The organism is Hymenobacter sp. GOD-10R (genome assembly GCF_035609205.1).
Taxonomy (GTDB): domain Bacteria; phylum Bacteroidota; class Bacteroidia; order Cytophagales; family Hymenobacteraceae; genus Hymenobacter.
In genome coordinates, this window is sequence record NZ_CP141184.1 from 4895162 (window position 1) to 4919677 (window position 24516).

Annotated in this window: 22 protein-coding genes; 12 read left to right on the forward strand and 10 right to left on the reverse strand. The window is 54.4% G+C overall.

What is annotated here, in order from left to right:
- Position 1: 1 nt before the first annotated feature.
- Positions 2 to 727 (forward strand): YiiX family permuted papain-like enzyme, encoded by a 726-nt coding sequence (locus SD425_RS19435; protein WP_324671669.1) that lies wholly within the window; start codon positions 2 to 4, stop codon positions 725 to 727.
- A gap of 39 nt (positions 728 to 766) precedes the next feature.
- Here the strand turns inward: SD425_RS19435 and SD425_RS19440 are convergent, their stop codons facing one another.
- Entirely contained in the window at positions 767 to 1906 is a 1140-nt protein-coding gene (locus tag SD425_RS19440; RefSeq protein ID WP_324671670.1) for a hypothetical protein, read from the reverse strand.
- A gap of 151 nt (positions 1907 to 2057) precedes the next feature.
- Entirely contained in the window at positions 2058 to 2609 is a 552-nt protein-coding gene (locus SD425_RS19445) for a hypothetical protein (protein WP_324671671.1), read from the reverse strand.
- A 185-nt stretch (positions 2610 to 2794) separates the two neighbouring features.
- Between SD425_RS19445 and SD425_RS19450 the strand changes: the two genes are divergently transcribed.
- The 5 genes from SD425_RS19450 (at position 2795) to dnaK (ending at position 9678) form a co-directional block, all read left to right on the forward strand.
- A complete protein-coding gene (locus SD425_RS19450; protein ID WP_324671672.1) occupies positions 2795 to 4870 on the forward strand; it encodes a vWA domain-containing protein in 2076 nt (691 codons plus the stop codon).
- Positions 4871 to 5021: 151 nt separating this feature from the next.
- Positions 5022 to 5507, forward strand: coding sequence for a hypothetical protein (locus tag SD425_RS19455; protein ID WP_324671673.1), 486 nt, complete (start codon positions 5022 to 5024; stop codon positions 5505 to 5507).
- Positions 5508 to 5664: 157 nt separating this feature from the next.
- The gene (locus tag SD425_RS19460) at positions 5665 to 6423 is read left to right on the forward strand and encodes a pseudouridine synthase (protein WP_324671674.1); all 759 of its coding nucleotides are present in this window, start codon (positions 5665 to 5667) and stop codon (positions 6421 to 6423) included.
- Entirely contained in the window at positions 6420 to 7376 is a 957-nt protein-coding gene (locus SD425_RS19465; protein WP_324671675.1) for an alpha/beta hydrolase, read from the forward strand. The genes SD425_RS19460 and SD425_RS19465 overlap by 4 nt, the downstream gene beginning before the upstream one ends.
- 361 nt (positions 7377 to 7737) lie before the next feature.
- Positions 7738 to 9678: a molecular chaperone DnaK gene (dnaK, locus tag SD425_RS19470; protein ID WP_324671676.1), complete on the forward strand. Its 1941-nt coding sequence runs from the start codon at positions 7738 to 7740 to the stop codon at positions 9676 to 9678.
- A 184-nt stretch (positions 9679 to 9862) separates the two neighbouring features.
- Here dnaK and SD425_RS19475 read toward each other — a convergent pair whose 3' ends face one another.
- A complete protein-coding gene (locus tag SD425_RS19475) occupies positions 9863 to 10534 on the reverse strand; it encodes a hypothetical protein (protein WP_324671678.1) in 672 nt (223 codons plus the stop codon).
- Between the two features lie 47 nt (positions 10535 to 10581).
- On the opposite strand from SD425_RS19475, the gene SD425_RS19480 reads away from it, so the two are divergent.
- Entirely contained in the window at positions 10582 to 11730 is a 1149-nt protein-coding gene (locus SD425_RS19480; protein ID WP_324671679.1) for an FAD-dependent monooxygenase, read from the forward strand.
- A 116-nt stretch (positions 11731 to 11846) separates the two neighbouring features.
- Here the strand turns inward: SD425_RS19480 and SD425_RS19485 are convergent, their stop codons facing one another.
- Entirely contained in the window at positions 11847 to 13022 is a 1176-nt protein-coding gene (locus SD425_RS19485) for an endonuclease/exonuclease/phosphatase family protein (protein ID WP_324671680.1), read from the reverse strand.
- A 151-nt stretch (positions 13023 to 13173) separates the two neighbouring features.
- On the opposite strand from SD425_RS19485, the gene SD425_RS19490 reads away from it, so the two are divergent.
- The 3 genes from SD425_RS19490 to SD425_RS19500 all read left to right on the forward strand — a co-directional run bounded on the left by SD425_RS19490 (position 13174) and on the right by SD425_RS19500 (position 15657).
- Entirely contained in the window at positions 13174 to 13791 is a 618-nt protein-coding gene (locus tag SD425_RS19490; protein WP_324671681.1) for a MarC family protein, read from the forward strand.
- 145 nt (positions 13792 to 13936) lie between these two features.
- The gene (hemE, locus tag SD425_RS19495) at positions 13937 to 14968 is read left to right on the forward strand and encodes a uroporphyrinogen decarboxylase (RefSeq protein WP_324671682.1); all 1032 of its coding nucleotides are present in this window, start codon (positions 13937 to 13939) and stop codon (positions 14966 to 14968) included.
- Positions 14969 to 15063: 95 nt separating this feature from the next.
- Positions 15064 to 15657 carry a pentapeptide repeat-containing protein gene (locus SD425_RS19500; RefSeq protein WP_324671684.1) on the forward strand — a complete coding sequence of 198 codons (594 nt, stop codon included), beginning with the start codon at positions 15064 to 15066 and terminating at the stop codon, positions 15655 to 15657.
- Between the two features lie 14 nt (positions 15658 to 15671).
- Here the strand turns inward: SD425_RS19500 and SD425_RS19505 are convergent, their stop codons facing one another.
- From SD425_RS19505 to SD425_RS19530, 6 genes are all read right to left on the reverse strand, one after another.
- A complete protein-coding gene (locus tag SD425_RS19505; RefSeq protein ID WP_324671685.1) occupies positions 15672 to 16688 on the reverse strand; it encodes a bifunctional ADP-heptose synthase in 1017 nt (338 codons plus the stop codon).
- A gap of 175 nt (positions 16689 to 16863) precedes the next feature.
- Positions 16864 to 18087, reverse strand: a complete 1224-nt coding sequence (locus SD425_RS19510) for a pyridoxal phosphate-dependent aminotransferase (RefSeq protein ID WP_324671687.1) — start codon at positions 18085 to 18087, stop codon at positions 16864 to 16866.
- A gap of 65 nt (positions 18088 to 18152) precedes the next feature.
- Positions 18153 to 20117, reverse strand: coding sequence for a glycosyltransferase (locus tag SD425_RS19515; protein WP_324671688.1), 1965 nt, complete (start codon positions 20115 to 20117; stop codon positions 18153 to 18155).
- Positions 20118 to 20273: 156 nt separating this feature from the next.
- Positions 20274 to 21653: an aspartate kinase gene (locus tag SD425_RS19520; RefSeq protein WP_324671689.1), complete on the reverse strand. Its 1380-nt coding sequence runs from the start codon at positions 21651 to 21653 to the stop codon at positions 20274 to 20276.
- Positions 21654 to 21831: 178 nt separating this feature from the next.
- On the reverse strand, positions 21832 to 22440 hold the full coding sequence (recR, locus tag SD425_RS19525) for a recombination mediator RecR (protein WP_324671690.1): 609 nt from the start codon (positions 22438 to 22440) through the stop codon (positions 21832 to 21834).
- A 98-nt stretch (positions 22441 to 22538) separates the two neighbouring features.
- Positions 22539 to 22820 carry an ATP-dependent Clp protease adaptor ClpS gene (locus SD425_RS19530; RefSeq protein WP_324671691.1) on the reverse strand — a complete coding sequence of 94 codons (282 nt, stop codon included), beginning with the start codon at positions 22818 to 22820 and terminating at the stop codon, positions 22539 to 22541.
- Positions 22821 to 23024: 204 nt separating this feature from the next.
- Between SD425_RS19530 and SD425_RS19535 the strand changes: the two genes are divergently transcribed.
- Together SD425_RS19535 and SD425_RS19540 are read left to right on the forward strand one after the other, a co-directional pair.
- On the forward strand, positions 23025 to 23579 hold the full coding sequence (locus SD425_RS19535) for a hypothetical protein (protein WP_324671692.1): 555 nt from the start codon (positions 23025 to 23027) through the stop codon (positions 23577 to 23579).
- Positions 23580 to 23742: 163 nt separating this feature from the next.
- Positions 23743 to 24465, forward strand: a complete 723-nt coding sequence (locus SD425_RS19540) for a hypothetical protein (RefSeq protein ID WP_324671693.1) — start codon at positions 23743 to 23745, stop codon at positions 24463 to 24465.
- Positions 24466 to 24516: the final 51 nt, after the last annotated feature.

The window sequence follows — 24516 nt, forward strand, 5'->3', positions numbered from 1 at the left end:
TATGCGCAAACGTAATTTCTATTGGAGCCTAGCTGGTGTTGTATTGCTCTGCGCGTTTGTAGGTGGATTGAGTGCTGGTCCCAACGTTCCTTACTTCCATCGTTTCGAGAGGCGTGTACATCACTGGCTCCACCGCCAAAAGGCAGAGTATGCTTCCGAACAATTTGTTGCGGACCTAGGAAGTCAGTTGCACAATGGAGATTTGATTTTTCAAACTTCCACATCAGCTCAGAGCCAAGCCATTCAACTCGCTACCCACTCTGCTTATAGCCATTGTGGCGTCTTATTCAAAAAGGAGAATAAGTGGTATGTATTTGAAGCCGTGCAGCCAGTAAGCGAGACTCCGTTATCAGCCTGGATTGCCCGAGGCAAAGAGGGACACTTTGCAGTAAAGCGCCTGCATGATGCGGCTGCCGTGCTGACGCCTACTACCCTACGGCACCTCAGAGAAGCAGGCGAGCAATACCGTGGCAAGAACTACGATCTATACTTTGGCTGGTCCGACGATCGTATCTACTGCTCAGAACTGCTGTGGAAAATGTACTACCAAGCCACAAAGCGCAAAATAGGCCAGCTTCAAAACTTACGAGACTTTGACTTGAGCCATCCGGCCGTACAACAAAAGATGCGCGAGCGGTACGGCAGCCAGGTACCGCTCGATGAAAAAGTTATTTCGCCCGTGCAGATGTTTAATAGCTCGGAACTAGTGACAGTGGTACAACGCTGAATCACTAGTGCTGTGCTGCCTGTAACGTTACGCCGTCATCTACTCCGGCTTCACCTCTTTGAAGCCCATCTGCTTTACCTCGTCACTCGATAAGGTCTTCACATCCGAAATCACGGATACCTCCGATTTCTGAACCAGATTGATGGTTTTATTCTCCGGGGCTGCGGGCTGCGCTGAAGCGGTGGCCGTCATTGCTCTGCTTTGGTTTTCAACGGATTCCGTTTGTAGGCGCGACACCTTCTTCTGCGCAGTCAGCAGATCTTCTTTTAGGTTGTTTACCTGCGCTCGGTACTCATCGGCTACTACGCGCTGGTTTCGCAGAATATCTTGCATCTCGGCCACGCGATTTTTCAGTTCGTTGGCTTCAGCTCGGGCCGCGTTTAGCTCGCTTTCGCGCATCCGACGCTCCTGCTCAGCTCTATCTACTAGCACCTTTTCCTGTTGAACTTGTTGGCGCACAGCTAGCTCGCTGTTGCTGATCAAGTTGTCGCAGTTCTTGGTCATCAGTAGGTTGTTGAGACTTACTAGGTCAACGGAAACGACGTAATCCGTCTTGAACTGATCAGAGGAGTTGTACACCTTGCCGCCAGCACTGAACACTGTGCCGCTGATCCCAGCTTCCGACCCAACTTCTTGGTAAGCGCGGCTGTGCACGCTCGTTACTTTCGCCGAGCGGATATAATAGATCTTCTTCTTAATCTCCTTATCGACGCTTTTGGCGGCCCGGCAAATATCTAGGTACGGAATGGAGGTTTCCGGCACCAGCACGCCACTCACATCCGTCAGAATTATCTCCACAATAGACGCCGTAGAGGCCGCCACTGAAGCCACCATGTAGCTGCCGTTCATCGCCGACGCCGAGCTGATTTTAGAGTTATACAGCACATCCGACAGGGCCGCGCTGCGCAAAGGTGGCTCCCCCGATTTAACATATTGCCCGATGATGCTCGCTTTATCCTTGTCTTCCAGCAAGATAAGGCAGCCCACCAGATCCTCGATCTTGTTGCGGTACATGGCCAACCCTTTAATGAATGTTCGGTCGGTGTAGTCGCGGGGGAAGTGGGCGTTCAGGGTGGAACCACTGTCGCTGAGCTTCACCCGCACGATGCGTTGGGCGCTGGCTGGGGAAGCAAAAGTAGAACCTAGGGTTGCTAAGAGAATAAACAGTACTTTCTTCATGCGCTAACGTCGGAGCAGCCTTTTGCTTAGGGTTTTCTTATCAAGCTAGCTCCTGATTACAGACAAAATTACTCCATACAAAAGCAGTTCCATAAGCCATTCTTCACACGCCTTCATCACGGCAACAGAAGATTTAGCTCACTAATACAGCCTACTTCCCAAATAGCTTTTCTCTCAGTACTTCGAACCCGCTCCATGTACTCTGAGTATCCCAGTAGTCAATTTGAAGATCTTTTCGTTGAGCTTTTCTGAGTGAGTACCGGTTACCGGCATTACTCATGGTCATGCCATTGTCTTTGAGGTTCTCTGACAAAAGCGTTTGGATGTACTGCACGATAGCTGCTTCGTCTTCAACCTTAATTTGTCGTTGCTTTCTGAAGACTAGTTTCACTTTAGGTTGAGGGCATTGGGTACTATCTAAAAACCACGCAACTGTTAGTGGAAACGCCTCCCAATCAGGAGAGTTGCGCATTTGCGTTCGTTCCTGCCCTCGCATATACACCTTAATAACTTCGTGGTGACCACCAAATTCACCGCATTCCGAATAATCAGCAGCTAGCAGAAGCGTATCATTACGCAGATTACCAAGTGCGTGCCTTGAACTAACCACGGCGGTAGACTTCTGCTGAGAGACACCTACAGTTGGGCACAGCAAGCCTACGAAACACAACTGCATCCATAACCCTAAAGCTAGCTTCCGCATATAGCCACAAAGACGTTATCCTAATCTGATTTGTTAGTTTGAGAGGTATGCAGACCCAAGATATGGTTTCGGTTTCTACATTCGCTTCTCGCACAACTTCCTACCTTCGCCGGGGCTCCTTTTGCCTGCAAGCAACTATGCAGGACCAACCGGGGTTCTTATCGCTCTAGCTATCCCATTCGCCTTTGATTTCCTTTGCCTCTTCTCCCTGGCTGATTCTGCTGTGCCTGGCCATGGGCGCGGGTTACGCGGCTCTGCTCTACTCGGCCAAAGCGCCGTGGAGCAAGGCCCTGAACTACGGTCTCGCCCTGCTGCGTTTTCTGGTAGTCAGCTTCTTATGCTTTCTGCTCCTTTCCCCGTTCGTGAAGACGACCAGCACGACCACCGAAAAGCCAACCGTCGTGCTAGCGGTTGACAACTCGCAATCGGTAGGTCTGTTTACGCCACCAGCGGTACTCAGCCAGGCTACCGCTGGTATGCAGCAGCTGATCACGGCTCTGCAAGGTCGGGGCTTCAACGTGGAAACTCGTACCCTCGACCCTAACACGCGCGCTACGCGGCCTGATTCGTTGCGCTTCCAAGCGCCCGCTACCGACCTAAACGGACTGCTCTCGGGCGTGCAGGAGACCTACGATGGGCGTAACCTAGCTGGCGTAGTACTGGTGTCGGATGGCATTGTAAACCAGGGCCAGTCGCCGGTGTACTCCAAGTTTAACTTTCCGATTTATAGCGTTGCTGTAGGCGATACGGTGCCGAAGAAAGACCTCAGTCTGCCGGTACTGACCTATAACCGCGTGGCCTTCAGTGGCAACCGATTCCCGATAGAGGCTGAAATCGGCTACGATGGTTTTAGCGGTGGCGTAGCGACCGTGCAATTGCGCGAAAAAGGCCGAGTGCTGGAAACGAAGCGTGTGAACCTAGCCCCTGGTCAGCGGCGACAGAAAACGACTTTTCTAATAACAGCACCCGCACCTGGTAAGCGGCGCTACGAAGTGGTCATTGAAAAGCAAGCCGGCGAGTTCACCACCCTCAACAACAATAAGTTTGCCTACGTGGAAGTGGTGAAAGGCAAGCTGCGCGTGCTGCTGGCCGGTGCTGCTCCTCACCCCGACCTAAAGGCACTACGGGCTGCCATTCTGCAAAACGACAACTTCGACCTGGTTTCCTACCTGCCCGGCATTGCGCCGCTCAAGGCCCAGGATTATGATGTAGCCATTCTGCACCAGATACCCGCGCGCGGCGGCGTTGGTGCCGAAGTGTTAGCCCAAGTACGAGCTAAACGCACTCCTGCCTTTTACATTTTGGGCGCGCAATCGGACCTGAACGCCTACAACAACCTAGGCTCCGGCCTCACCATCACGCCCCGCGGCACCCAGACCGACGACGTGACACCAGTGCCAAACCCGGCTTTTTCGCGGTTTTCGTTTGAAGAAGACGCCTTACGACGTTTCGCCGCGTATCCGCCCGCACCCGTGCCGTTCGGTGACTTACGCCTAGGCGGCGGCGCTGAAGCGGCCTTGTTCCAGCAAGTTGGCAAGGTCAGCACCCAAAAGCCGCTGCTCGTATTTGGCGGTACGCCCGCGCAGAAGCAGGCTACGCTGCTCACCGACGGCAGCTGGCAGTGGCGCCTGCAAGAAGCCGCCGACCACGACGACCGCCCCGAAGCCTACGACCGCCTCGTTATCCGCACGCTTCAGCTCCTGACGCAGAATGCCAACAAGAAGCGCCTCGACGTGTACCCCGCCCAAGATGCCTTCACGACCACCGACGATGTAACCTTCGGCGCCGAAACCTATAACGCCATTTTTGAGCGCATCTACGGCCAGCAGATCAGCCTCACGCTCACCGACGAGAAGAACAAGACGCGCACCTTTAGCTACACCAACAGCGAAGACGGCGCGCCGCTGCACTTAGGTCCGCTGCCTGGTGGTCTCTACCGGTATCAAGCGCGCGCCACGCTCGGCGGTCAGCCCCAGCAAGATCGGGGTGAGCTGCTGGTTCAGGAGCAGCAGCTCGAAGCCATCAATGCCCGCGCCGACCACAACTTGCTCTATCAGCTCAGTCGTCGCAACGGTTCGCGACTATATTACCCTAACCAGTTTGCCCAACTCACCCAGGATATTCAGAAGGCTGACTACAAGCCCGTCATTTATACCCAGGAGGACCTGAAGGATCTTATCAACCTCAAATGGTTGTTCTTCCTCATTCTGGCACTGATAACCGCTGAATGGGCTGCCCGGAAGTATTCTGGCGGCATTTAAGCGCTTGTAGGAACGCGTCACGGCGCGTTCTTCGTTGAACGACTCGTTGGCTCTTATTTTTGTGTGGTATATGCCCGATGGCGCCGACGAAAACGCGCCGGGTCGCCCTCTGCACTCATTGCCTCGATCTTACCTTACTATTTCGCACACCATGAAATCTGCTCCGCTTTTCCTCCTGGCTGGGTCTGCGCTGCTGGCTGGCTGTAATTCGTCTGAGCGACAGGCCAAAGCTGCTGTTTCCGAATACGTTAGCAGTGGCCTCGGCGAACCAGGCTACTACCGACCCGAGAAATTCACCTTTCGGCCTTATACACGCAAAGATTCGCTGGCGTACGCAGCACAGTTAGCAGAGCTAACAACTGCCGACACGGTGACCTTCCGGGATGAAGCTGGTCACGTACTACCGCACGTTGCGGCCAGTGCAGCCAATAAGGCTTCCATCTCCGCTAAGCTAGCTGCTGATGTTACTCCAATTGCAACCTACGTGTATCATACGTACCGTGAGCAAAGCAAAACTGGCCGCATCATGCGCGACAGTGGCGAGTTCATTGCCTACCCCAATGGCACCGTGGTTGCCTTGGTACCGCGCCACGTGCGCGAAGCGCGCCTCAAACAATTGCAGGCGCAAAAACAGTAATTTTTCAGAACTTAGAAGGGAGATCTTAGAACGCAAAGCCGTTCCTGTTTTAGTTGAAAGCTAGGTTACCGCAACCAAAAATGCAGGCCGGTGACCCTGTCTTCCACTAATCTTACACCTCTTCTAAATTCTCACTTCTACGCTCTACATCTACATCATGCGCTACGTTCTCGTCAACAAACCCTTCGAAGTCCTTACCCAATTCACCGACGAGAACGGCCGGACTACGCTCAAGGAGTTTGTGCCCGTGCCCGGCATCTATCCAGTTGGCCGACTCGACTACGACAGCGAGGGCCTTGTGCTGCTCACCGACGATAAGCCCTTGCAGCACCGTCTTTCCGACCCGCGTTTCAAAGTCCCTAAGACGTACTTGGCGCAAGTAGAAGGCGAACCGACGGAAGAGGCCATGGAAAAACTGCGCCGCGGCGTGCAGATCAAGGATGGCTTTACTACGCCCGCGCAAGTGGAGCTCTTATCGGAGTCGCCTACGCTTTGGGAGAGAAGCAAGCCGATACGCTTCCGGGCCAACATCCCAACATCATGGCTTAAAATCACGATTTCGCAGGGTATGAATCGGCAGGTGCGCAAAATGACGGCGGCCGTTGGCTTTCCCACCTTGCGCCTAGTCCGGACCCAGATTGCGCACCTAGGTGTCGACAGCCTAGCGCCTGGGCAATGGCGTGAGCTGACGGCGGAAGAAATCAAGAAACTGAAAGCAGCTTTTTCGGCGACTAAATCACCAGATCAGCGTAAAATACTGACGAAAAAGGGCCCATCTGACGTTAGTACACCGGAGAAGCCCACGGCGCGCAAACCTAGTGGTAGTCGTCCGACCGGTTCTGCAATTCCGGGTGACCAGCCAGCTTCTGGTAGTCGGCCGCCGCGTGGCAACTCCTCCTCACGCCGTCCTAGATGAAACTACGTCTTCCGCTCACTGCTGGCGCCCTTTTTCTGTTTGCTTCGGCTAACGTGCTGGCTTTTTGTCACGCTTGGAATTTTACGCACTTCTCCACTCCGACTAAGCCGCGCACCGATGAGCCAGAGGAGCTTTCGCGCATTGACCGTCTAAAAGTGCTATTGACGGGCGTGGAGAACCCCAAACCAATAAACGAGCTACGCCCTAATTTTCCGTACAAAACGCTCGACCTAGCTAGCCCTAACGGCCGCTTGGAAGCGTGGTACAGTGATCTGCCGCAGGCGCAAGGCAGCGTGGCTCTTTTTCACGGCTACACTAGCAACAAGGCCAAGCTCCTCACCGAAGCCGAGAACTTTCGACGGTTAGGCTATTCTGTTCTGCTCATTGACTTTTCCGGTAATGGCGGCTCGGAGGGTAACCAATGCACTGTCGGTTACCGCGAAGCGTTCGATGTAGCAGCTGCCTTTCAGTTTTTGCAGCAGCAAAACCCAACAGCTCCCATCTGTCTCTACGGAATTTCGATGGGAGCAGTGGCCGTGCTGCGGGCCCAGAGCGAGCTAGGTATTAAGCCCACGGCCAGCATCATCGAATGCCCGTATGGCAGCCTACTGGAGACCACCCAGATTCGCTTCCATTCCATGGGTGTTCCTGATTTTCCACTGGCTAACCTGCTCGTATTCTGGGGTGGTGTGCAAAACGGCTTCTGGCCGTTTGATGTAAATTGCAGGGAGTACGCCCGGCGCATCACCGCTCCCACTCTCCTCCTCTACGGCCTCGACGATGCCCGCGTGACACGCCAGGAAACGGATGAGATTTTTGAGGCCCTAGGTGGCCCGAAACAGCGCCACTATTTTGCTGGCGTTGGTCATGAGCCGTACCACGTGCTTCATCCCGAAGCGTGGCGCAACACGATTGATGGCTTTCTGGGGCAGTACGCAACAGCTAGCCTGTAGCAAGCTCCGCGTAACGCGTGTATCGTTACACGACTCGTATCTGCCGGTCCGACGCCCTAGGCGTCCGACCGGTTTTTGTTTGCTACTACCTGCACGAGCTAACCGCAGGAAGCCGTGCATGAAGCTCAGGCGTGGCCCTAACGACTATAGGTAAGCCGTCTTGGCAGTTATCCGCTGGCCGTTTTTCGTCGTAAAAGTCAGTCCGACCGGAAAAAGATAGCGCAGCGTCACAGGATTGACAATCTGTCACGAAAAAAGCCTAAAAACGGCACTGGTACGCTGCTTGTCATTATCCCGGCGTGCGTGATTCGCACACTTTGAGACTGACATTTCCTCTTCATTATAAACTGTAACCATTCACATGGGAAAGATAATCGGTATTGACCTAGGCACCACCAACTCGTGCGTCGCCGTTATGGAAGGCAACGAGCCAGTGGTGATTCCGAATAGCGAAGGCCGTCGCACGACTCCCTCGATTGTGGCGTTCCTCGATAATGGCAAAGGCGAGCGTAAAGTCGGTGATCCGGCAAAGCGTCAGGCCATTACCAACCCTAAGAATACGATCCAGTCGATTAAGCGCTTTATGGGCCGTGGTTTCGGCGAAGTAGGCGAAGAAACCAAGCACGTTTCCTATGAACTGGTGCGCGGTTCTAACAACACTGTAGCGGTTCAAATCGGCGACCGTCAATATACTCCCCAGGAGATTTCGGCTATGGTGCTTCAGAAAATGAAGCAAACCGCTGAAGACTACCTAGGTACTACTGTAACCGAAGCCGTTATCACGGTTCCGGCTTACTTCAACGATGCCCAGCGCCAAGCAACGAAAGAAGCCGGTGCTATTGCGGGCCTCGACGTGAAGCGTATCATCAACGAGCCCACCGCCGCTGCCCTGGCGTACGGCTTGGATAAGCAGCATAAAGACCAGAAAATCGCGGTGTACGACCTAGGTGGTGGTACCTTCGACATCTCGATTCTGGAGCTTGGCGACGGTGTGTTTGAAGTACTGAGCACTAACGGTGATACCCACCTAGGTGGCGACGACTTCGACCAAGTGATCATCAACTTCCTGGCTGAAACGTTCTCTTCAGAAAACGAAGGCCTCGACCTGCGCAAAGATCCCATGGCTCTTCAGCGCTTGAAAGAAGCTGCTGAAAAAGCGAAAGTGGAGCTTTCTAGCTCGAACGAGACTGAAATCAACCTGCCTTACGTGACGGCTACCGCTTCGGGTCCGAAGCACTTGGTGGTAAAACTGAGCCGCGCTAAGTTCGAGCAACTGGCTGACAACTTGGTTCGTCGCTCGATGGAGCCTTGCAAAAAGGCCCTGCAAGACGCTGGCCTGAGCACTTCGGATATCGACGAAGTAATCTTGGTAGGTGGTTCGACCCGTATCCCCCGCATCCAGGAGGAAGTAGAGAAGTTCTTCGGCAAGAAGCCTTCGAAAGGTGTTAACCCTGACGAAGTGGTTGCCGTGGGTGCTGCCATCCAAGGTGGTGTACTGACTGGTGAAGTAAAAGACGTGCTGCTACTCGACGTGACCCCGCTTTCGCTGGGTATCGAAACGATGGGCGGTGTGATGACCAAACTCATCGAGAGCAACACGACCATCCCGACCAAGAAATCGGAGACGTTCTCGACGGCTTCCGACAACCAGCCTTCGGTAGAGATTCACGTGTTGCAAGGCGAGCGTCCATTGGCTAGCCAAAACCGCACGATCGGTCGCTTCCACTTGTCAGATATCCCACCAGCACCCCGTGGTGTTCCGCAAATCGAAGTAACCTTCGACATCGACGCCAACGGTATCCTGCACGTATCGGCTAAGGACAAAGGCACGGGTAAAGAGCAGAAGATCCGGATCGAAGCTTCGTCAGGCTTGTCTGACGCCGACATCGAGCGGATGCGCAACGAGGCCAAAGCCAACGAGCAAGCTGACAAAGAGGAGAAAGAGCGCATTGAGAAGGTAAACGCTGCCGACTCGATGATCTTCCAGACCGAGAAGCAGCTGAAAGAGTATGGTGACAAGCTAAGCGCTGGCAACAAAACCGCCATCGAAAATGCTCTTGCTGACTTGCGCAAAGCGCACGAAAGCAAAGACCTAGGTCAGATCAGCACCGCCATGGACGCCATCAACGCTGCTTGGCAGACGGCTTCGACCGAGATGTACAATGCTACTCAAGGTGGCGCTGAAGGTCAGCCCGGTGCTGACTTCGGTGGCCAGCCGGGTGGTGCCGGCAACGGCCAGCAAGGCCAGCCAGCCGGCCACGACAACGTGACCGACGTTGACTACGAAGAAGTAGGCAAGTAAATTGCTGCTTAGAACACAAAAAAGCCCAGGAGCTAGCTCCTGGGCTTTTTTGTGTTCACGTTATTGTGAGAACGTCATGCTGAGCTTGCCGAAGCATCTCGCGTGCAATGGTAAACCCTGACGATTGAGGTTACTACTGCACGCGAGATGCTTCGGCAAGCTCAGCATGACGTTCTTTTTTATTCTACTTCCACACCTCTTCCGGATTAAAATCATCCAGGTAGCGCTTCGGCGGCTTCAGACTGCGTCGTGTCTTCTTCGATTTATCCTGATCAATTCTTCCCTTCGAAACTTCCTGTATTCCAGTAAGTAGATTTGTACTCGTCGTTTCAATATCTCCGGTGGCACGATCAACGACTACCTCATCGGTGCCAATAAGCCGCATCCGATTGGAGCTAGGTTCGTAGCGAAAGCGAGTGGTTGAGTTCCAGGCCTCACGCGAGCCGCCCGTTTGGTAAACGATAACTACGCCTTTCTTCACGCTCACATCGGGGATGCCGCCTTCGGGGCCGCTTAGCGCGCCGAAACAGCTTTTGCAGTATACCACTTTGTTAGAAGCACCTACCCGCTTCCAAGTGCCATCTGGTTGCGCCAGAATAGTTACTAAAGCGCGCTCGTCGCCGGAGTTTTCCTGCCCGGCTATTTTCTTTTCGAGCAACTGCAAAACTCGGTCTGGACGTTGGTCAGCATTGAGGTCGACGGTGAGCTGTTTCTCTATCTGCCAGCCACTTGGCACAAAGCTCGATGGTTGTGGTCCAGCAGCCGGAACGCGTTTTAGATTGAGGGCACGCGGCGCATCGGGGTCTTGTGCTGCGTGTAATAGGATGACGGCAGCAAGGATGGGGAATGATAGCATAGCGAGAAGTTGTTGTTAAAATTACGACTTCCTTTTATCTCCCTTCTATGCACTTCCTCATCATCGGCGCGGGTATTAACGGTTTGACTACGGCGCGGGCGTTGCTCAACCTAGGTCATTCGGTACAGGTGTTTGAGGCGGCCCGCGAGCTGCGCGAGATTGGCGCGGGCGTGGTGCTAGGCGCCAATGCGATGCGGGCACTTGAGCAGCTAGGTTTGTACGAAGCTGTGCATGCCTACACGCAACCCGTCAAAGGATTACGGCTGCTCGACCAGCAAGGCCGCCCGCTACAGGTTGCCGATACTGGCCCGTTCACGCGCAAGCTAGGGTTCGACAACATAGGCATCCACCGCGCCAATTTGCAGAAGGCTCTACTCAGCGAGTTGCCACCGGATGTAGTTAACCTAGGAAAGCCGTTCGTGCGTTTTGAAGAGCACGACAGCCAAGTCACCGTGCACTTTGCCGACGGCTCCACGGCCACCGGTGACGCTTTGTTGGCTGCCGATGGTATTCGCTCGCAGGTGCGCTTGCAACTACTACCGAACAGCCAGCCGCGCTACGCAGGCTACACCTGCTGGCGCGCCGTGACGGATGCCGCCAGCCTAGGTTTGCCGCCCGGCAACTCCACCGAAATATGGGGAACCCAAGGCCGCCGCTTTGGCTACGTGCCCCTAGTCGATGGGCGCGTGTACTGGTTTGCCTGCGTGAATACCGCTACACCTAGCGACCCGGCGTTCAAAAACCTCAGCAAAGCCAACGTCCAGCAACTCTTCGCCGACCTCCCCCACCCTGCGCCCGCGCTGCTCGCCCATACGCCCGCTGAGGCGTATCTGTGGGGAGACATTATAGATATTAAGCCGATCCGTCACTTCGCCTATGGGCGCGTGCTGTTGCTCGGCGACGCAGCGCACGCTACCACGCCCAACCTAGGTCAGGGTGCCGGCCAAGCCGTGGAAGATGCTGCCGTGCTGGCTAGCTGCTTGCGCAAGCACCCTACTCTGACAGCTGCTTTCCGCGACTTCGAACAACGACGGCGTCCGCGCACTACACGCATCGTGCAGACTTCCTGGTTCTTAGGCTGGGCTTCGCAGATCAAAAACCCATTTATTTATAAGCTGCGCAACACCGTTATGCGCTTGTTGCCGGCTGCCGTAGCGCAGTGGCAGATGGCATTTTTGTACGAAGCTGACGACTGATTCTCGGAACTGTCATTCCGAGCATTCTGCGTATTAAGCAGAGACGAGGAACCTAGCTTTGCCGTGCCGATAGATTGGCCCGAATTCTTCGTTATCGTTCAGACTGACATCCTAGCTCATGCGTTGCTTTTGACAGAGGAAACTGGCGACTGCTTGGAGGCTTGTTGCTCCTCTCGTTCCTCCTCAGCTTCTTCCTCGAAGCCTTGCGCAATTTTCTCCTCCATTTCCTCCTGATCGTCCTGATCCGGCTTTTCAGCGTGAATCTCTTGTTCGGCTTTGGCCTGCGGTTCGTAGCTGAGGCGCAGGAAGATGGGGAAATGGTCGGAGCCAACGTTTGGGAGCCGCTGTATATCCTTCACTTTGAAGTGAGCTGAGTGAAAGACATGGTCAAGCGGCCAGCGCAACAGGCTGTAGTCGGCGTGGAAAGTGGGCAGCAGGCCGCGCCCAATGCGTGGGTCCAGCAAGCCGCTAATGCGACGAAATAGCTCGGAGGTGTGCGACCAGGCCACGTCATTCATGTCGCCAGCCACAATGGTTGGCTCGTCTGAATACTCAATTTCACGACCTACTAGCAGTAACTCCGCGTCGCGGCGCGTGCTGGTCTTGCTTTCGGCAGGTGCAGGTGGTTTGGGATGCAAGCAGTGCAAACGCACCAGTTCGCCCGAGGGTAGCACGACTCGGCTATGGAACGAAGGAATATCGTCGTCAATTAAAAACCGGATATGCGGATCGACTAGCTCCAACCGCGAAAACACGAGCAGACCATAGGTGTTAGGCAACGGTTTCAGAGCTGTATAGGGGTAGTTTTCCTTTAGCCCTTCCAGCTGATCTAGCCACCACTGGTCCGTTTCAACGGCCAAAATAATGTCGGGATTGTAGTCTTGAATAACGCGTAGACAGCGTCCGGCGTCGCGATTGGTCATCAGCACATTGGTTACTAGCAGGCTGATTTCCCGCTGCCGCGCCGCGCTACCACTGAGCGTGCTATCGGCCACCTGTTTGGGGCGAAGCGGCGTGTAAGGCAGAATGCGAAAGAGTTGATAGCCCGAGGCGAGAACCAGCAGCGCCAGCAGCACAACGCCTGCTGGCCAGTGGTGCGCACCTAGCAGCCAGGCAGCCAGAGCGCTACCCAGGGAGACGCCCACAATTTGCAGGCGAGGAAAATCGAACACACGGATCCACCACGCTTGCTGGCGGAGCAGCGGCAACAAAGTAGCCACCAATGCCAGCACACCGACGAGCAGCGTTAGGCACCGAGCTAGCAATAGCCAGGTAAAGTCAAGTTTGGACACAGATCAAGGAACGTGTAGGGTCAGGGAGAGAAGAGGAGAGTATAGCTTTGTACGTAGTAGCCCCTTCGGCAGTTAAGCTTCAAACATAGTATTTTCCAGTTCTGCCGACGGGCAATCCTTGTACCTTTGGGGCGTCGTCTGCTTGCGCTCCATGGAAATTCTGCTTGCCACCTTCACCACGTTGTTCTCGGTCGTTAATCCGTTCAGCGCCATGCCTGTCTTCCTGACGTTGACGGAATCGGACTCGCCCGCCGCCCGCCGCCAGACAGGTTTGCGGGCCTGCATTTACATGGTGGGCGTATTGGCCGTGTCATTTTTCGCGGGCCAATACGTGCTTAACTTCTTCGGTATCAACATTCACCATCTGCGCATTGCGGGTGGCATTCTGCTGATGCGCTCGGCCTTCGACCTGCTCACGCCCGGCGGCAACCGCGACCGGGTGTCGCCGGCGGCCCTCGAAGAAAGTATGCAGAAAGATGACATTTCCTTCACGCCGCTAGCTATGCCCATGCTCTCGGGGCCGGGCTCTATTGCGGTCTGCATTGGTTTGTTCACCAAGCACCTGACGTATCCCGATATGGGGTTAATTGTATTTGGCTTCGTGCTGGTGGCGCTGGCGAGCTACATCATTCTGATGTCGTCGCTACGGCTCACGCGCTACCTAGGTCGGCCGGGTATGTCGGCGCTGGCGCGGATTATGGGCTTTATCACCCTAGCTATTGGGGTAAATTTTATGGCGACGGCGATTAAGGCGTTGTTTCAGGAGTAGTTATTCTCCGTAGAGGTACAAGAAAGCTAGGCGAGAACACTGCGAACCTCTGCGTTTTTCCTCTGCGAATCTCTGCGGGAACTAACACCCGCACAAAACAAAGCCCGCTCCGCTGTAACTTGCGACCGATTTCACCACCCCTACTATGCTCAAAAACGACCTGCTGCTCCGTGCCGCCCGCGGCGAAGAAACCGAACGTACTCCTGTATGGCTCATGCGCCAGGCTGGTCGCATTCTGCCTGAATACCGTGAGTTGCGTGCCCGTCTGAGCGGTTTCAAAGAACTGGTCGAAACGCCCGAGCTAGCTGCGGAGGTCACCATTCAGCCCGTGGACGCGCTGGATGTGGATGCCGCTATCATCTTCTCCGACATCTTGGTGGTACCCGAAGCGATGGGCCTCACCTACGAAATGCTGGAAGCGCGCGGCCCGCTATTTCCCGAAACGATCAAATCGGCGCACGATGTAGAGAAACTGCGCGTGGCTGACCCCGAGGAGCACCTAGGTTACGTGCTCGAAGCCATTCGCGTGACGAAGCGTGCCCTCAATGGCCGCGTGCCGCTTATCGGTTTTGCCGGCGCCCCTTGGACGATTCTGGCTTACATGGTGGAAGGCCACGGCTCTAAAACTTTCTCCAAAGCCCGGCGCATGCTCTACGCCGAGCCGGAGCTAGCCCACCAGCTGCTGCGCAAGATTACGGCCACTACCATTGCGTACCTGCAAGCGCAAGTAGCCGCTGGCGCCAACATCGTACAGATATTCGACTCGTGGGCGGGCATCTTGCCGCCGCACCAGTACCAGGAATTCAGCACGCGCTACATCACCGAAATCTGCCAAGCCATTCCGGATGTGCCTGTTACGGTGTTTGCTAAAGGCGCTTTTTTCGCTGTGGAAGACTTCGCCCAGATTTCCTGCCGCACCATCGGCCTCGACTGGAACCAGGACCCTAGGTCCGTGCGGCCGCTTGTGGGCGACAAAACGCTACAAGGCAACCTCGACCCCTGCGCTCTCTATGGTACGCGCGAGCAGGTACGCCAAGCCACTATCGAGATGCTGCGTCAGTTCGGCCCACACCGCCATATTGCCAACCTGGGCCATGGCGTGTACCCTGATACAGATGCCGACAACGTGCGCGTATTTGTGGATACGGTGAAGGAGTTCAGCCCGCAGATGCGGTAGCAACGCAGCCCCTTACTAAATCAGTTGATTAGCTTTACTAGTGCGATGGACAAAAGCTGTTCATCGCACTTTTCTTTTCCTTCTAGTTACACGCCATGAAACGTCGCTCTGCGTCCCGCAAGCCCAACAGCTTTCCTGCTGAGAATGTCTTTGAACGCTGGACGAGTGAGCAGATGCGGCCTTACCAGGAAGTGGAGCAGTGTCGCTTTGTTAATTGTGACTTTTCCAGCGCCGACTTCTCCAACAAACGGTTTATCGACTGCTTGTTCGAGCGTTGCAACCTTTCCTTGATTGCCTTGTCTGGTGCGGGCATGCAGAACGTTGCTTTTCAGGACTGTAAGCTAGCGGGTGTGCAGTTTACGGTCTGCCGCGACATGCTATTCGAAGTGCACTTCGATGGTTGTCAGCTCTCGTACGCCTCGTTCTACGGCAAGCGGATGCCAAGCACCAGCTTCGTGCGCTGCGCCCTCACGGACACTGATTTTACCAATGCGGATCTTAGCAACGCTGTCTTTCAGGAGTGTACGCTGAACGGCGCTATCTTCTCAGCCACTCAACTCAACGGCGCTGACTTTAGGACGGCCACGGGCTTCCTTATCGACCCGGATACCAATCCGCTGAAGAAGGCAAAGTTTAGGCTTGAGGGCTTACCAGGCTTGGTGACCAAGTACGGCGTAATCGTCGAGTAGCTTGACCGCAGGCGTTAGTCGAGCACCCGCGCCGCAACGGCTTCTTTCAACAAACGCTGCTTTTCGATCGGGACCACGCCCACTTGTTCGCACACCAAGCCCCCACCTAGGTTGGCCAACGCCGCTGTTGATGGCGCCGGCAGCCCAAGCGCAATACACAAAGCGGCAATGCTGATAACCGTGTCGCCGGCGCCCGAAACATCGGAGATGCTGCGCAAGTGCGCCGGAATGTAGGTGCGGCCCGTCGCATCCGACTCGCTGAACACCCCACGCTCCGAAAGCGTTACGAGCACGATTTCGGGCGTAAGCAGCTCGCGCAATTGTGCCACGGCAGCCTCAAACTTAGGGCGGTCCGCATCCGTTTCGCTGAAGTCTAGCTTTAAGCCCTCGCGCAGCTCCTTCAAATTAGGCTTGAACAGAGTGCAGTGCTGATAGGAAAGAAAGTTCTTTTTCTTCGGGTCAACCACCGTTGGAATGCCGCGCTGGCGAGCTAGATCGATGAAGTGCTGGATACTCGCTGCGTTCAGCACGCCTTTGTCGTAATCCTCGAAGATGACCACGTCGGCGCGGGCCAATAGGGCTTCGTAGCGAATGGTGAGTCGGGCGCTTTCCTCTGCGTTCAAGTCCGTTTCGACCTCCGAATCGATGCGCAACAGGTGCTGGTCGGAGGCCAGAATGCGCTGCTTTACCGTGGTCGGGCGGAATGCACTTCGCACAATGCCTTCGGCGGAGAGGTTCTTTTCTTCCAGCAGGTGCAGCATTTGGTCGCCCCCAGCATCCTCCCCTATCACAGCGCAAAGTAGCGGCGTGGCACCTAGGGCTTGTACATTCAGCGCCACATTGGCCGCGCCACCTAGCCGCTGCTCAATGCGGCTCACATTCACCACTGGCACTGGAGCTTCGGGGGAGAGGCGGCTGGCCTTGCCCCACACGTAAGCATCCATCATGACGTCGCCCACGATCAGGGCGGTTAGATTATTGAAAGCGTCGAATAACTCGGGCAGCGTGGCGGGTGACGTAAGCGGAGGCATTGCAGATGTTGAAAAAGAAAGCGCAAAGGTAAGTTAGAACGGCAAGTAGCGCGAAACTCCGGTTTCGCGCACGAGCGAAGCGAGTTCCTGCGCGTTGGTTCAACTTGCGCGGCTTTCTGGAACTCGCTCTGCTCGTGCGCGAAACCGGAGCTTCGCGCTACACTTGTTCTGATGCTTACTTCAACTTTTCGAGGCTATTCTTAATACGCGTGAAAGCCTCTTTCAGCTTTTCATCAGCGGCAGCCGTGCTGAAACGGATGCAGCTCGGCGCGCCGAATGCCTCGCCATCGACCGACGACACGTGTGCGTCGTTGAGCAGATACATAGCTAGGTCGTTCGCGTTAGCGATAGTCGAGCCGTCAGGGGCCGTTTTGCCGAAATAGCCACTCACATCGGGGAAGACGTAGAATGCGCCGTTTGGCTTCGGCATGATGAAGCCCGGAATGTCTTTCGCCATTTCCAGCACCAAGTCGCGACGGCGCTTGTAAGCCTCAACCATTTCGTCGGCTGAGCTACGTCCGCCTTGCAGCGCAGCGAGGGCTGCGCGCTGAGCAATGGAGCAGGTACCCGAAGTGATTTGGCTTTGCAGCTTGTCGCAGGCAGTAGCAATGTCTTTGTGCGCGGCTAGGTAGCCTACGCGCCAGCCCGTCATGGCGTAGCCTTTCGAGAAACCATTCACGGTGATTACCCGATCTTTGATTTCGTCGAACTGCGCCAGGCTCACGTGCTCGCCGGTGAAGTTGATGTACTCGTAAATCTCGTCGGCCAGCACGTGTACGTGTGGGTGACGTGCTACCACTTCGGCAATGGCAGCGAACTCTTCGCGCGTGAATACGGAACCCGTTGGGTTGCAGGGCGACGAGTACATGATGAGTTTGGTGCGCGGCGTAATAGCGGCGTCTAGCTGCTCAGCCGTTACTTTATACTCATTTTCCAGCGTACCTACCAGCTCAACCGGGTTGCCCTCGGCTAGCTTCACCATCTCCGAGTAGCTTACCCAGTAAGGCGCAAAGATGATTACCTCGTCGCCAGGATTTACCATGCTGAGCAGCACGTTAGCCAACGACTGTTTGGCCCCAGTGCTCACCACGATGTTCTCGGGCTTGTAATCTAGCTGGTTGTCGCGCTTGAACTTCTCAACAATCGCTTGACGCAGATCGAGGTAGCCGGGCACGGGCGTATAGAACGTGAAGCCTTCGTCGAGGGCGCGCTTGGCCGCATCTTTAATGTATTGCGGCGTTTGGAAGTCCGGCTCGCCGAAACTCAGGTTAATAACGTCATGACCCTGAGCCGCTAGCTCGCGCGACTTTTTGGCCATGGCAATGGTTTGCGATTCCTGCATTGTCGTGACACGGTCCGACAGGAAAGAGGAAGCAACGGTAGCAACGGGGTTGGACATGAGACAGTAACGAAATGGAGAATGCGCAAAAGTAAGAATTTAACGCACGTACGTTGCTGCTAACTTTACTCCTGCCCAAGCCACCGAAACCGGCGGAATAAAATATTTAAATCAGTGGAAGGCACGTAGTTCCGGGCGTAGAGTAGCTCCAGGCGCCGTTTAGTAGAATCCGTAAGGGGGGCGCTATGCTCGGCGACGTCGGCCGGGGACAGAATAGCACGGGCGGTGCGCCGGGGCCCGGCCGAGTGCTGCAAGCCTACCCAAGTACGCGTACCAGCCAGTACCCGCAGACAATTGCGCAGAAAACCCGCTTTACGCTTTTCAAACCAAATGAACAATGGCGTGCCCAACAAGAAACCTAGGCTAGTCAGGATATCGAGCAGACGTTTGTTGCGCATCTGCTGGGGCTGGTAGAGGCTCAACCCAATGTTCAGGGCATAATAGTCGCCGGGCGAATCTTTGGAGGAGCTACCGATGATGTACTCACTATCCTCCGGCAGAATTTTGTAGTCAATGGAGACTTGCTGCGAGAGCCGCACCATCAAGGCGATGAACTGGCTAGCCGGCAGATCTTTTCCGCAGAAAATCAGCTCATCTAGCTCGTAAATACGGATGATTTCCTCCATCTGCCGTAGCTCACCAAGCGAATCGTCGTTGACGTCATCTGAGCTGCCGGCGGGGTTTACGTGTCCAATAATGCGGGCTTGCACCCCGGCTGCTTCTAAGAGTTGCCGCACCCGGCGGCTACCCGTGGCGGTGCCCACGACGGCAATGTTCTTGGGGCGCCGCTCATTCAGACTCAAGTAGCCGTATTGTAGAAAATGGATGGCCAGCCGCCTGCCAACAAGCGCTGCCACACTCCAAGTCCCGCCCAGGATAATGAGGGCCTTAGAAAAGCGGTACGCGTCTAGAAAGTTAGATATGGCCGAAATTAGAATAGTGCCCACGAACACGCCCCACACAATACGGGACGCCCGCGTGGCCTTATCGTAGGCCCCGCTGAAGTAAGCCGTCGTGAGCCACACGACGATGTAAGCGGGCACTGCTGCCACCATAAACGCGGGCGGGTACGGTTCAGGCGCATACTTATGATTGACTTCCCAATATTTTTTCAAGAAGTACATACCGCCATAAATGAGCCCGGCATCGAGTAGCACCGGCGCCACCCGCGCCAGCAGACGCTCCGCCATGGCTGCCCCCGCCCGCATCCAAATAGCTAGGTTGATGAGCAAGGAAAAGGCTCCGGCCCGGCCTGGCGCAAAGTGCTTGCGGGCAAAAATGACCATGGCCTGGTAGAAGATGAACACGTAGTTGATGCTCGTCCGCTTGGTACTCTCGCCTTTGTAGTGTATAATGCGGGCTTCAGGGAAGTAGTAATTCTTCCATCCGCCCTGCCCTAGGCGGTACGAGAGGTCAATGTCCTCGCCGTACATGAAGTAATCCTCATCTAGCAACCCGACCTTATCCAAAGCCTTACGCCGCAGCCACATAAATGCGCCGCTGAGCACTTCTATCTCGTGCGTTTGGTCTTTGTCGAGGTAGCCTAGGTGGTAACGCCCAAACAGGCGCGACTTGGGAAAAAGCTTCGCTAGACCGAACACTTTGTGGAAAGCCACCCAGGGAGTAGGGAGGCCACGCTTGCTCTCGGGCAGAAACTTGCCTTGTCCGTCCAGCATCTTCACTCCTAGCCCGCCACCATCTGGGTGCTGATCCATAAAGTCGGCGCAGGCTTGCAGCGTATCTTCCTCCACCACCGTGTCGGGGTTGAGCAGCAGGATGTACTCACCGCAAGCACGCCGGATGGCTTGGTTGTTCGCTTTGGAAAAACCTGGGTTGTCTTTGTTTTCGATCAGTACCACTTCCGGAAAGCGGGTCCGCACCATGGCCACGGAGCCGTCCACGGAGTTGTTGTCGACCACGAATATCTCGGTTGGTTCCCCCCACTTCTCTACCGCTCGCCGGACCGATAACAAGGTCTGCTCCAGGAAATAGCTAACGTTGTAGTTGACAATAACGATAGAGAGTTTCACGGGAAGTAAAACAGGAGACAGTGGGGAGTAACTACAATATACACATAGTTTGGCCTCTTACACCCCCCTGATAAAAGTGGTGGGCTCCGGCCGAAGCTGTACTACACAATGGTACAACTTCGGCCGGAGCCCACCGCATGTTAGCTTGTTTTTCTTTTAAAAAAACAGCGTTTTGTTCAACGCAATAATTGCCCCGCGAAAATCCTCCCGTCCTACCAAGAACTGGATGTTAACCTTACGCAGCGCGAAGCCAGCGCTCTTGATATTAATACCATCGTTTGCCAGTGCACCAGCTGCTTTAGCCAGCAAGCCAGGTTGGTCGATGTTGGAGCCAATGATGCAGACCATCGCCATTTGCTCTACGGTTACCTTCTCGTACTTGCTCTCCAAATCCTGGATAAGCCGCTTGTGGCAATCCTTCTCCCAGATAACCACTGAGATGCTATTGGCACTCGTTGCTTTGAAGCTATAGCTAATACCTAGGTCATAGAAGGTCTTCATGATGTCGAGGTCGTAACCGGCTGCGCCTACCATCAGCGGGTCATAGATATCAATCATTACGACTTTCTCCGTGCCGGTAATCACCTCCACGCGCTTCTGGGGCGAGATGTAGTCTTCGGTGATGAGCGTGCCGGGGTGTTCGGGCTCAAATGTGTTCTTGATGCGCAGGTTGATCTTGTTGATCTCCAGCGGCTTTGAGGCCTTCGGGTGAATTGCCTCCATCCCTACGTCGGCGAGTTGGTCGGCCACGTCGTAGTTGGTAAACCCAACGGGGAAGCAGTTCTCCACGCCCACCATGGTGGGGTCGGCGGTGCACAGGTGGTACTCCTTGTGAATGATGGCCTCCTGCGGCTTCACCGCCACGGCTATCTTACTGAAGGTCACTTCTGAGTAGCCGCGGTCAAACTCTCGCATAATGCCTTCGGTACCCTTGGCATAGCCAGTCGCGATGCAGATGGTGTCGGCAAAGTTGATCTTCTTGAATGCGTGCCGAATACGTTGGTCGATGGTGTACGACTTGTGGTCGTGAAAACCACTCAGGTCGACGAGCGTGGCATTGATGCCACGGCTCTGCAGAATATTAACAGCGTTGAAGGCGGAGTGCGTTTCGCCGATAGAGGCTAGGATTTCGCGGGCGGCTTGCAAGATGTTTTCGCTGCTCACATAACCCGAAGCCAGTATGTTGGTCAGGCTGTTCAGGTAAGTCTGCGCGTCTTGAATACGTTGTTCGATGAAAGCATCCGCAACAGCCAGGTCCAGACCTAGGGCTTCATATTTCCTGTTTAGAGCCTTCAGCTTCACCGATACCTCTTTGAGCGACTGATGAAACTTCTTATGTTCGGTAATGCGGTGATACACACCAGGCTCACCCGTTTTCTTGTTCTCTAACAGCCAGTTGGTCACGCCAGCGTACGCCGATACGACAAAAATTCGGTTGTACAACTCCGCGCCGGTTCGATTGTACAGAATGATGTTGTTCAGCACGTCGCCGAACGCACTCATGGAGGTGCCGCCGATTTTTTCTACTGTGAGCATTAGCTTATTGCGAAATGAATGGGGCCGCAAAAGTAAGATATCTGACGTTAGCTATTTCTGCTATTCTACGGTTTCCCTTGTTGTGCCGCTTTATCCGTTCCTAATTAAGGTAAAATAAGAAGCCGGTGACCAGCGCAACAACGCTGACCACCGGCCCCAAAAAGCAGTAAAACCTAGCTTAGCGCGCCTGCCGCTGCCGATCTACGATGCTGCGACCTAGCGTAATCTCATCAGCATACTCCAGTTCGCCGCCCATGGGGATGCCGCGGGCAATGGTGCTGATATGCACGCCCTCAAAGTCGCGCAGCTTGCGCGACAAATAGAAAGCCGTAGTATCGCCTTCCATCGTGGGACTGATAGCCAAAATCACTTCCTTAACTTCCGAATCCGGGATGCGAGCTAATAGAGAATCGATGTTCAAATCGGACGGGCCAATGCCTTCGATGGGCGAAATAACGCCGCCGAGCACGTGGTATACACCCTGGTACTGCGCCGTATTCTCGATGGCAATTACATCGCGAATGTCCGACACCACACAAACGGTGCTGTGGTCACGTAGCTTGTTAGCGCAAATAGAACACTCTTCGGCATCCGATATGCTATGGCACGTGTGGCAATACGTAATTTCGAAGCGCATCTTGGCCAGTGCTTCAGCCAAGGAGGCCGTGGTATCGGTCTCGGCTTTTAGCAAGTGCAACGCTAAGCGCAAGGCTGTTTTTTTTCCAATACCCGGCAGCTTCGATAGCTCCCCAACGGCATTTTCAATCAGCTTGGAAGGAAACTCCATTTAGTTAAGTCGTCAAATAGCTAGATGGTCAAATGGCTGCTTGTTCTGGAACCTAGGTCTGCGCGACCGACCATCTACTCATTCAGCCATTCAACCTCTTAAAGTATGTCTGCCGAAATACCCCGGTCGTGGATGGCAGTACACATGCCGGCTAGCTCATCGTAGGCGCCGTGCTTTACAGTGCATTGGCCTTTGTAATGAATCAGCAGGGTGCACTGCTCAGCCTGTTCGGGCTCGTGGCCGCACACGTCCATAAGCGTTTTGATAACGTGCTCAAAAGTGTTCACGTCGTCATTGTACACGATCAGGTCGCGCACGTCGATGGTTTCTTCGAGTAACAGTACGTCCTCGTCGTAATCGATTTGCGGGTTCGTTTTCATGACGCAAAAGTACGGTAAATCAGGCACAAAAGGTAGGTACAGCCAAGTATTACGGTCATATATAACCCCATTGGCGGCCAAATCGTTTCGTGAAAACGGAGCTAGTTTTTACCAGTTGCGTTAACGTATGCTTTAGCTTGCAAAACCTTTCGCTAGCTCATCTACTCCACTCTCCCTCCCTCGCTAGCTTTTTGCGTCTGCCATATGCCTGTTCCCTCCACTGATTTCAAAAAAGCTATTAAGCATCTCTCCGACAAGGAGAAAGAAACGCTGCTGCTGCGCGCCGTTCGTCGCGACGCCGAGTTATACGAGACTCTTGCCTTTGAGCTGCTACCCGATGTGACGGTGGAACAAGTGTTTGCCGAAACCTCCGACCGCATTCATGAGCTGTTCAATGTGGCCGTGACGGGTCGCTTGCTCAATCGTAGCCTTACCAAAGCTCTGAGCAAAGCCACCAAGGAAACGGCTCGCGCCCGCCGCATCACCAAGGACAAGCGCCTCGAAGTTGACCTCAACCTATACACGTTGCGGCTGATTTTTGACAACTACACCGGGCAGTTTGATTCACCTTACAACGGTTTCTACGTGGGTACGGCTCGCCTCACCACCCGCACTGTGCAACTAGTACTAACGAACCTACACGAGGATTTTTGGCTGGAATACAAGCCCGAGCTAGATGAGTTTTTAACGCAGCTGCACAACCGTAGCAAAAGCCGGAACCTTCGATTTGAGCTGCCGCGGGAGCTAGCTATTCCTTAATGCCCTTCACCAGTAAATCTATCTTATGTAATAATATAGCTAAGACATTACATTAAATAAATAATATAACTAATGTAATGTAAACACCCCGATAGTAGGTATGTACTTTGTGAGGACGCAGTTGGAGCTTATTCCAACCTTATCCTTTCCACATATTTGCTTTATGCCGAAAAATCTTGTGCGTTTTATGGCTGGTACAACGTTGCTGTTAGCAACAGGTTGTGCTGGTAGCTACCACACCATTCAGCCTGATCGTATCAGCACCTATCAATCAAACAGCCGCACCAACGAACCGTTGGAATTTAGCTACCAATACAGTGCACTTCAGCTGCACGGTGGCAACAAGAAGTACGGTAAAAAAGAGCGCAAGCGAGGATATCAAGTGGTAGCAGTACGCTTGAAGAACAACACAAGCACTGACCTAGATTTCTCCCGTGACTTGGAGCTATCCTTCGGTGACCGTCCGATTATGCCTGTTCCAGCTGTACAAGCCGCGCACGACTTAAAGCAAGGCGTAGCCATTTACTTGTTGTATATCCTGCTCAATTTCAACGTTGGGGGCACTACTACGACTAATCCGTATACCGGCCAAACGACTACGTCGGGCGCCACTTTCTTACCTACCGGACCATTCATTGCGGCCGGCAATATGATTGGAGCTGGTACAGCCAATGCAAATTTGCGCAAAGAGTTTGTGCGCTACGACATGGCCAACAAGACGATCCATCCAGGCGAAATTGTTTATGGTATCATCAGCCTGCGCGAAACGAACGTAGCGCCGCTGCACCTGACGCTACGACAGAACAGCGCTACCGTTCAGCCTAACCAATCGGCACCTAGCTCACCCCCGGCGCAGACTTTGCCAGGCGGCAGCGGCGGCTATTAGACCGTTGGCTTTCCTTCGTTAATCAACAAAAAAGCCCGCTACTGTAGCGGG

Coding starts and splice junctions, on each gene's coding strand:
- SD425_RS19435 (WP_324671669.1), top strand. CDS start 2: ATGCGCAAACGTAATTTCTATTGGAGCCTAGCTGGTGTTGTATTGCTC.
- SD425_RS19530 (WP_324671691.1), bottom strand. CDS start 22,820: ATGAAAACGAACCCGCAAATCGATTACGACGAGGACGTACTGTTACTC.
- recR (WP_324671690.1), bottom strand. CDS start 22,440: ATGGAGTTTCCTTCCAAGCTGATTGAAAATGCCGTTGGGGAGCTATCG.
- SD425_RS19510 (WP_324671687.1), bottom strand. CDS start 18,087: ATGTCCAACCCCGTTGCTACCGTTGCTTCCTCTTTCCTGTCGGACCGT.
- SD425_RS19490 (WP_324671681.1), top strand. CDS start 13,174: ATGGAAATTCTGCTTGCCACCTTCACCACGTTGTTCTCGGTCGTTAAT.
- SD425_RS19475 (WP_324671678.1), bottom strand. CDS start 10,534: ATGCTATCATTCCCCATCCTTGCTGCCGTCATCCTATTACACGCAGCA.
- SD425_RS19455 (WP_324671673.1), top strand. CDS start 5,022: ATGAAATCTGCTCCGCTTTTCCTCCTGGCTGGGTCTGCGCTGCTGGCT.
- SD425_RS19460 (WP_324671674.1), top strand. CDS start 5,665: ATGCGCTACGTTCTCGTCAACAAACCCTTCGAAGTCCTTACCCAATTC.
- SD425_RS19505 (WP_324671685.1), bottom strand. CDS start 16,688: ATGCCTCCGCTTACGTCACCCGCCACGCTGCCCGAGTTATTCGACGCT.
- SD425_RS19445 (WP_324671671.1), bottom strand. CDS start 2,609: ATGCGGAAGCTAGCTTTAGGGTTATGGATGCAGTTGTGTTTCGTAGGC.
- SD425_RS19440 (WP_324671670.1), bottom strand. CDS start 1,906: ATGAAGAAAGTACTGTTTATTCTCTTAGCAACCCTAGGTTCTACTTTT.
- dnaK (WP_324671676.1), top strand. CDS start 7,738: ATGGGAAAGATAATCGGTATTGACCTAGGCACCACCAACTCGTGCGTC.
- SD425_RS19465 (WP_324671675.1), top strand. CDS start 6,420: ATGAAACTACGTCTTCCGCTCACTGCTGGCGCCCTTTTTCTGTTTGCT.
- SD425_RS19520 (WP_324671689.1), bottom strand. CDS start 21,653: ATGCTCACAGTAGAAAAAATCGGCGGCACCTCCATGAGTGCGTTCGGC.
- SD425_RS19540 (WP_324671693.1), top strand. CDS start 23,743: ATGCCGAAAAATCTTGTGCGTTTTATGGCTGGTACAACGTTGCTGTTA.
- SD425_RS19500 (WP_324671684.1), top strand. CDS start 15,064: ATGAAACGTCGCTCTGCGTCCCGCAAGCCCAACAGCTTTCCTGCTGAG.
- SD425_RS19535 (WP_324671692.1), top strand. CDS start 23,025: ATGCCTGTTCCCTCCACTGATTTCAAAAAAGCTATTAAGCATCTCTCC.
- hemE (WP_324671682.1), top strand. CDS start 13,937: ATGCTCAAAAACGACCTGCTGCTCCGTGCCGCCCGCGGCGAAGAAACC.
- SD425_RS19480 (WP_324671679.1), top strand. CDS start 10,582: ATGCACTTCCTCATCATCGGCGCGGGTATTAACGGTTTGACTACGGCG.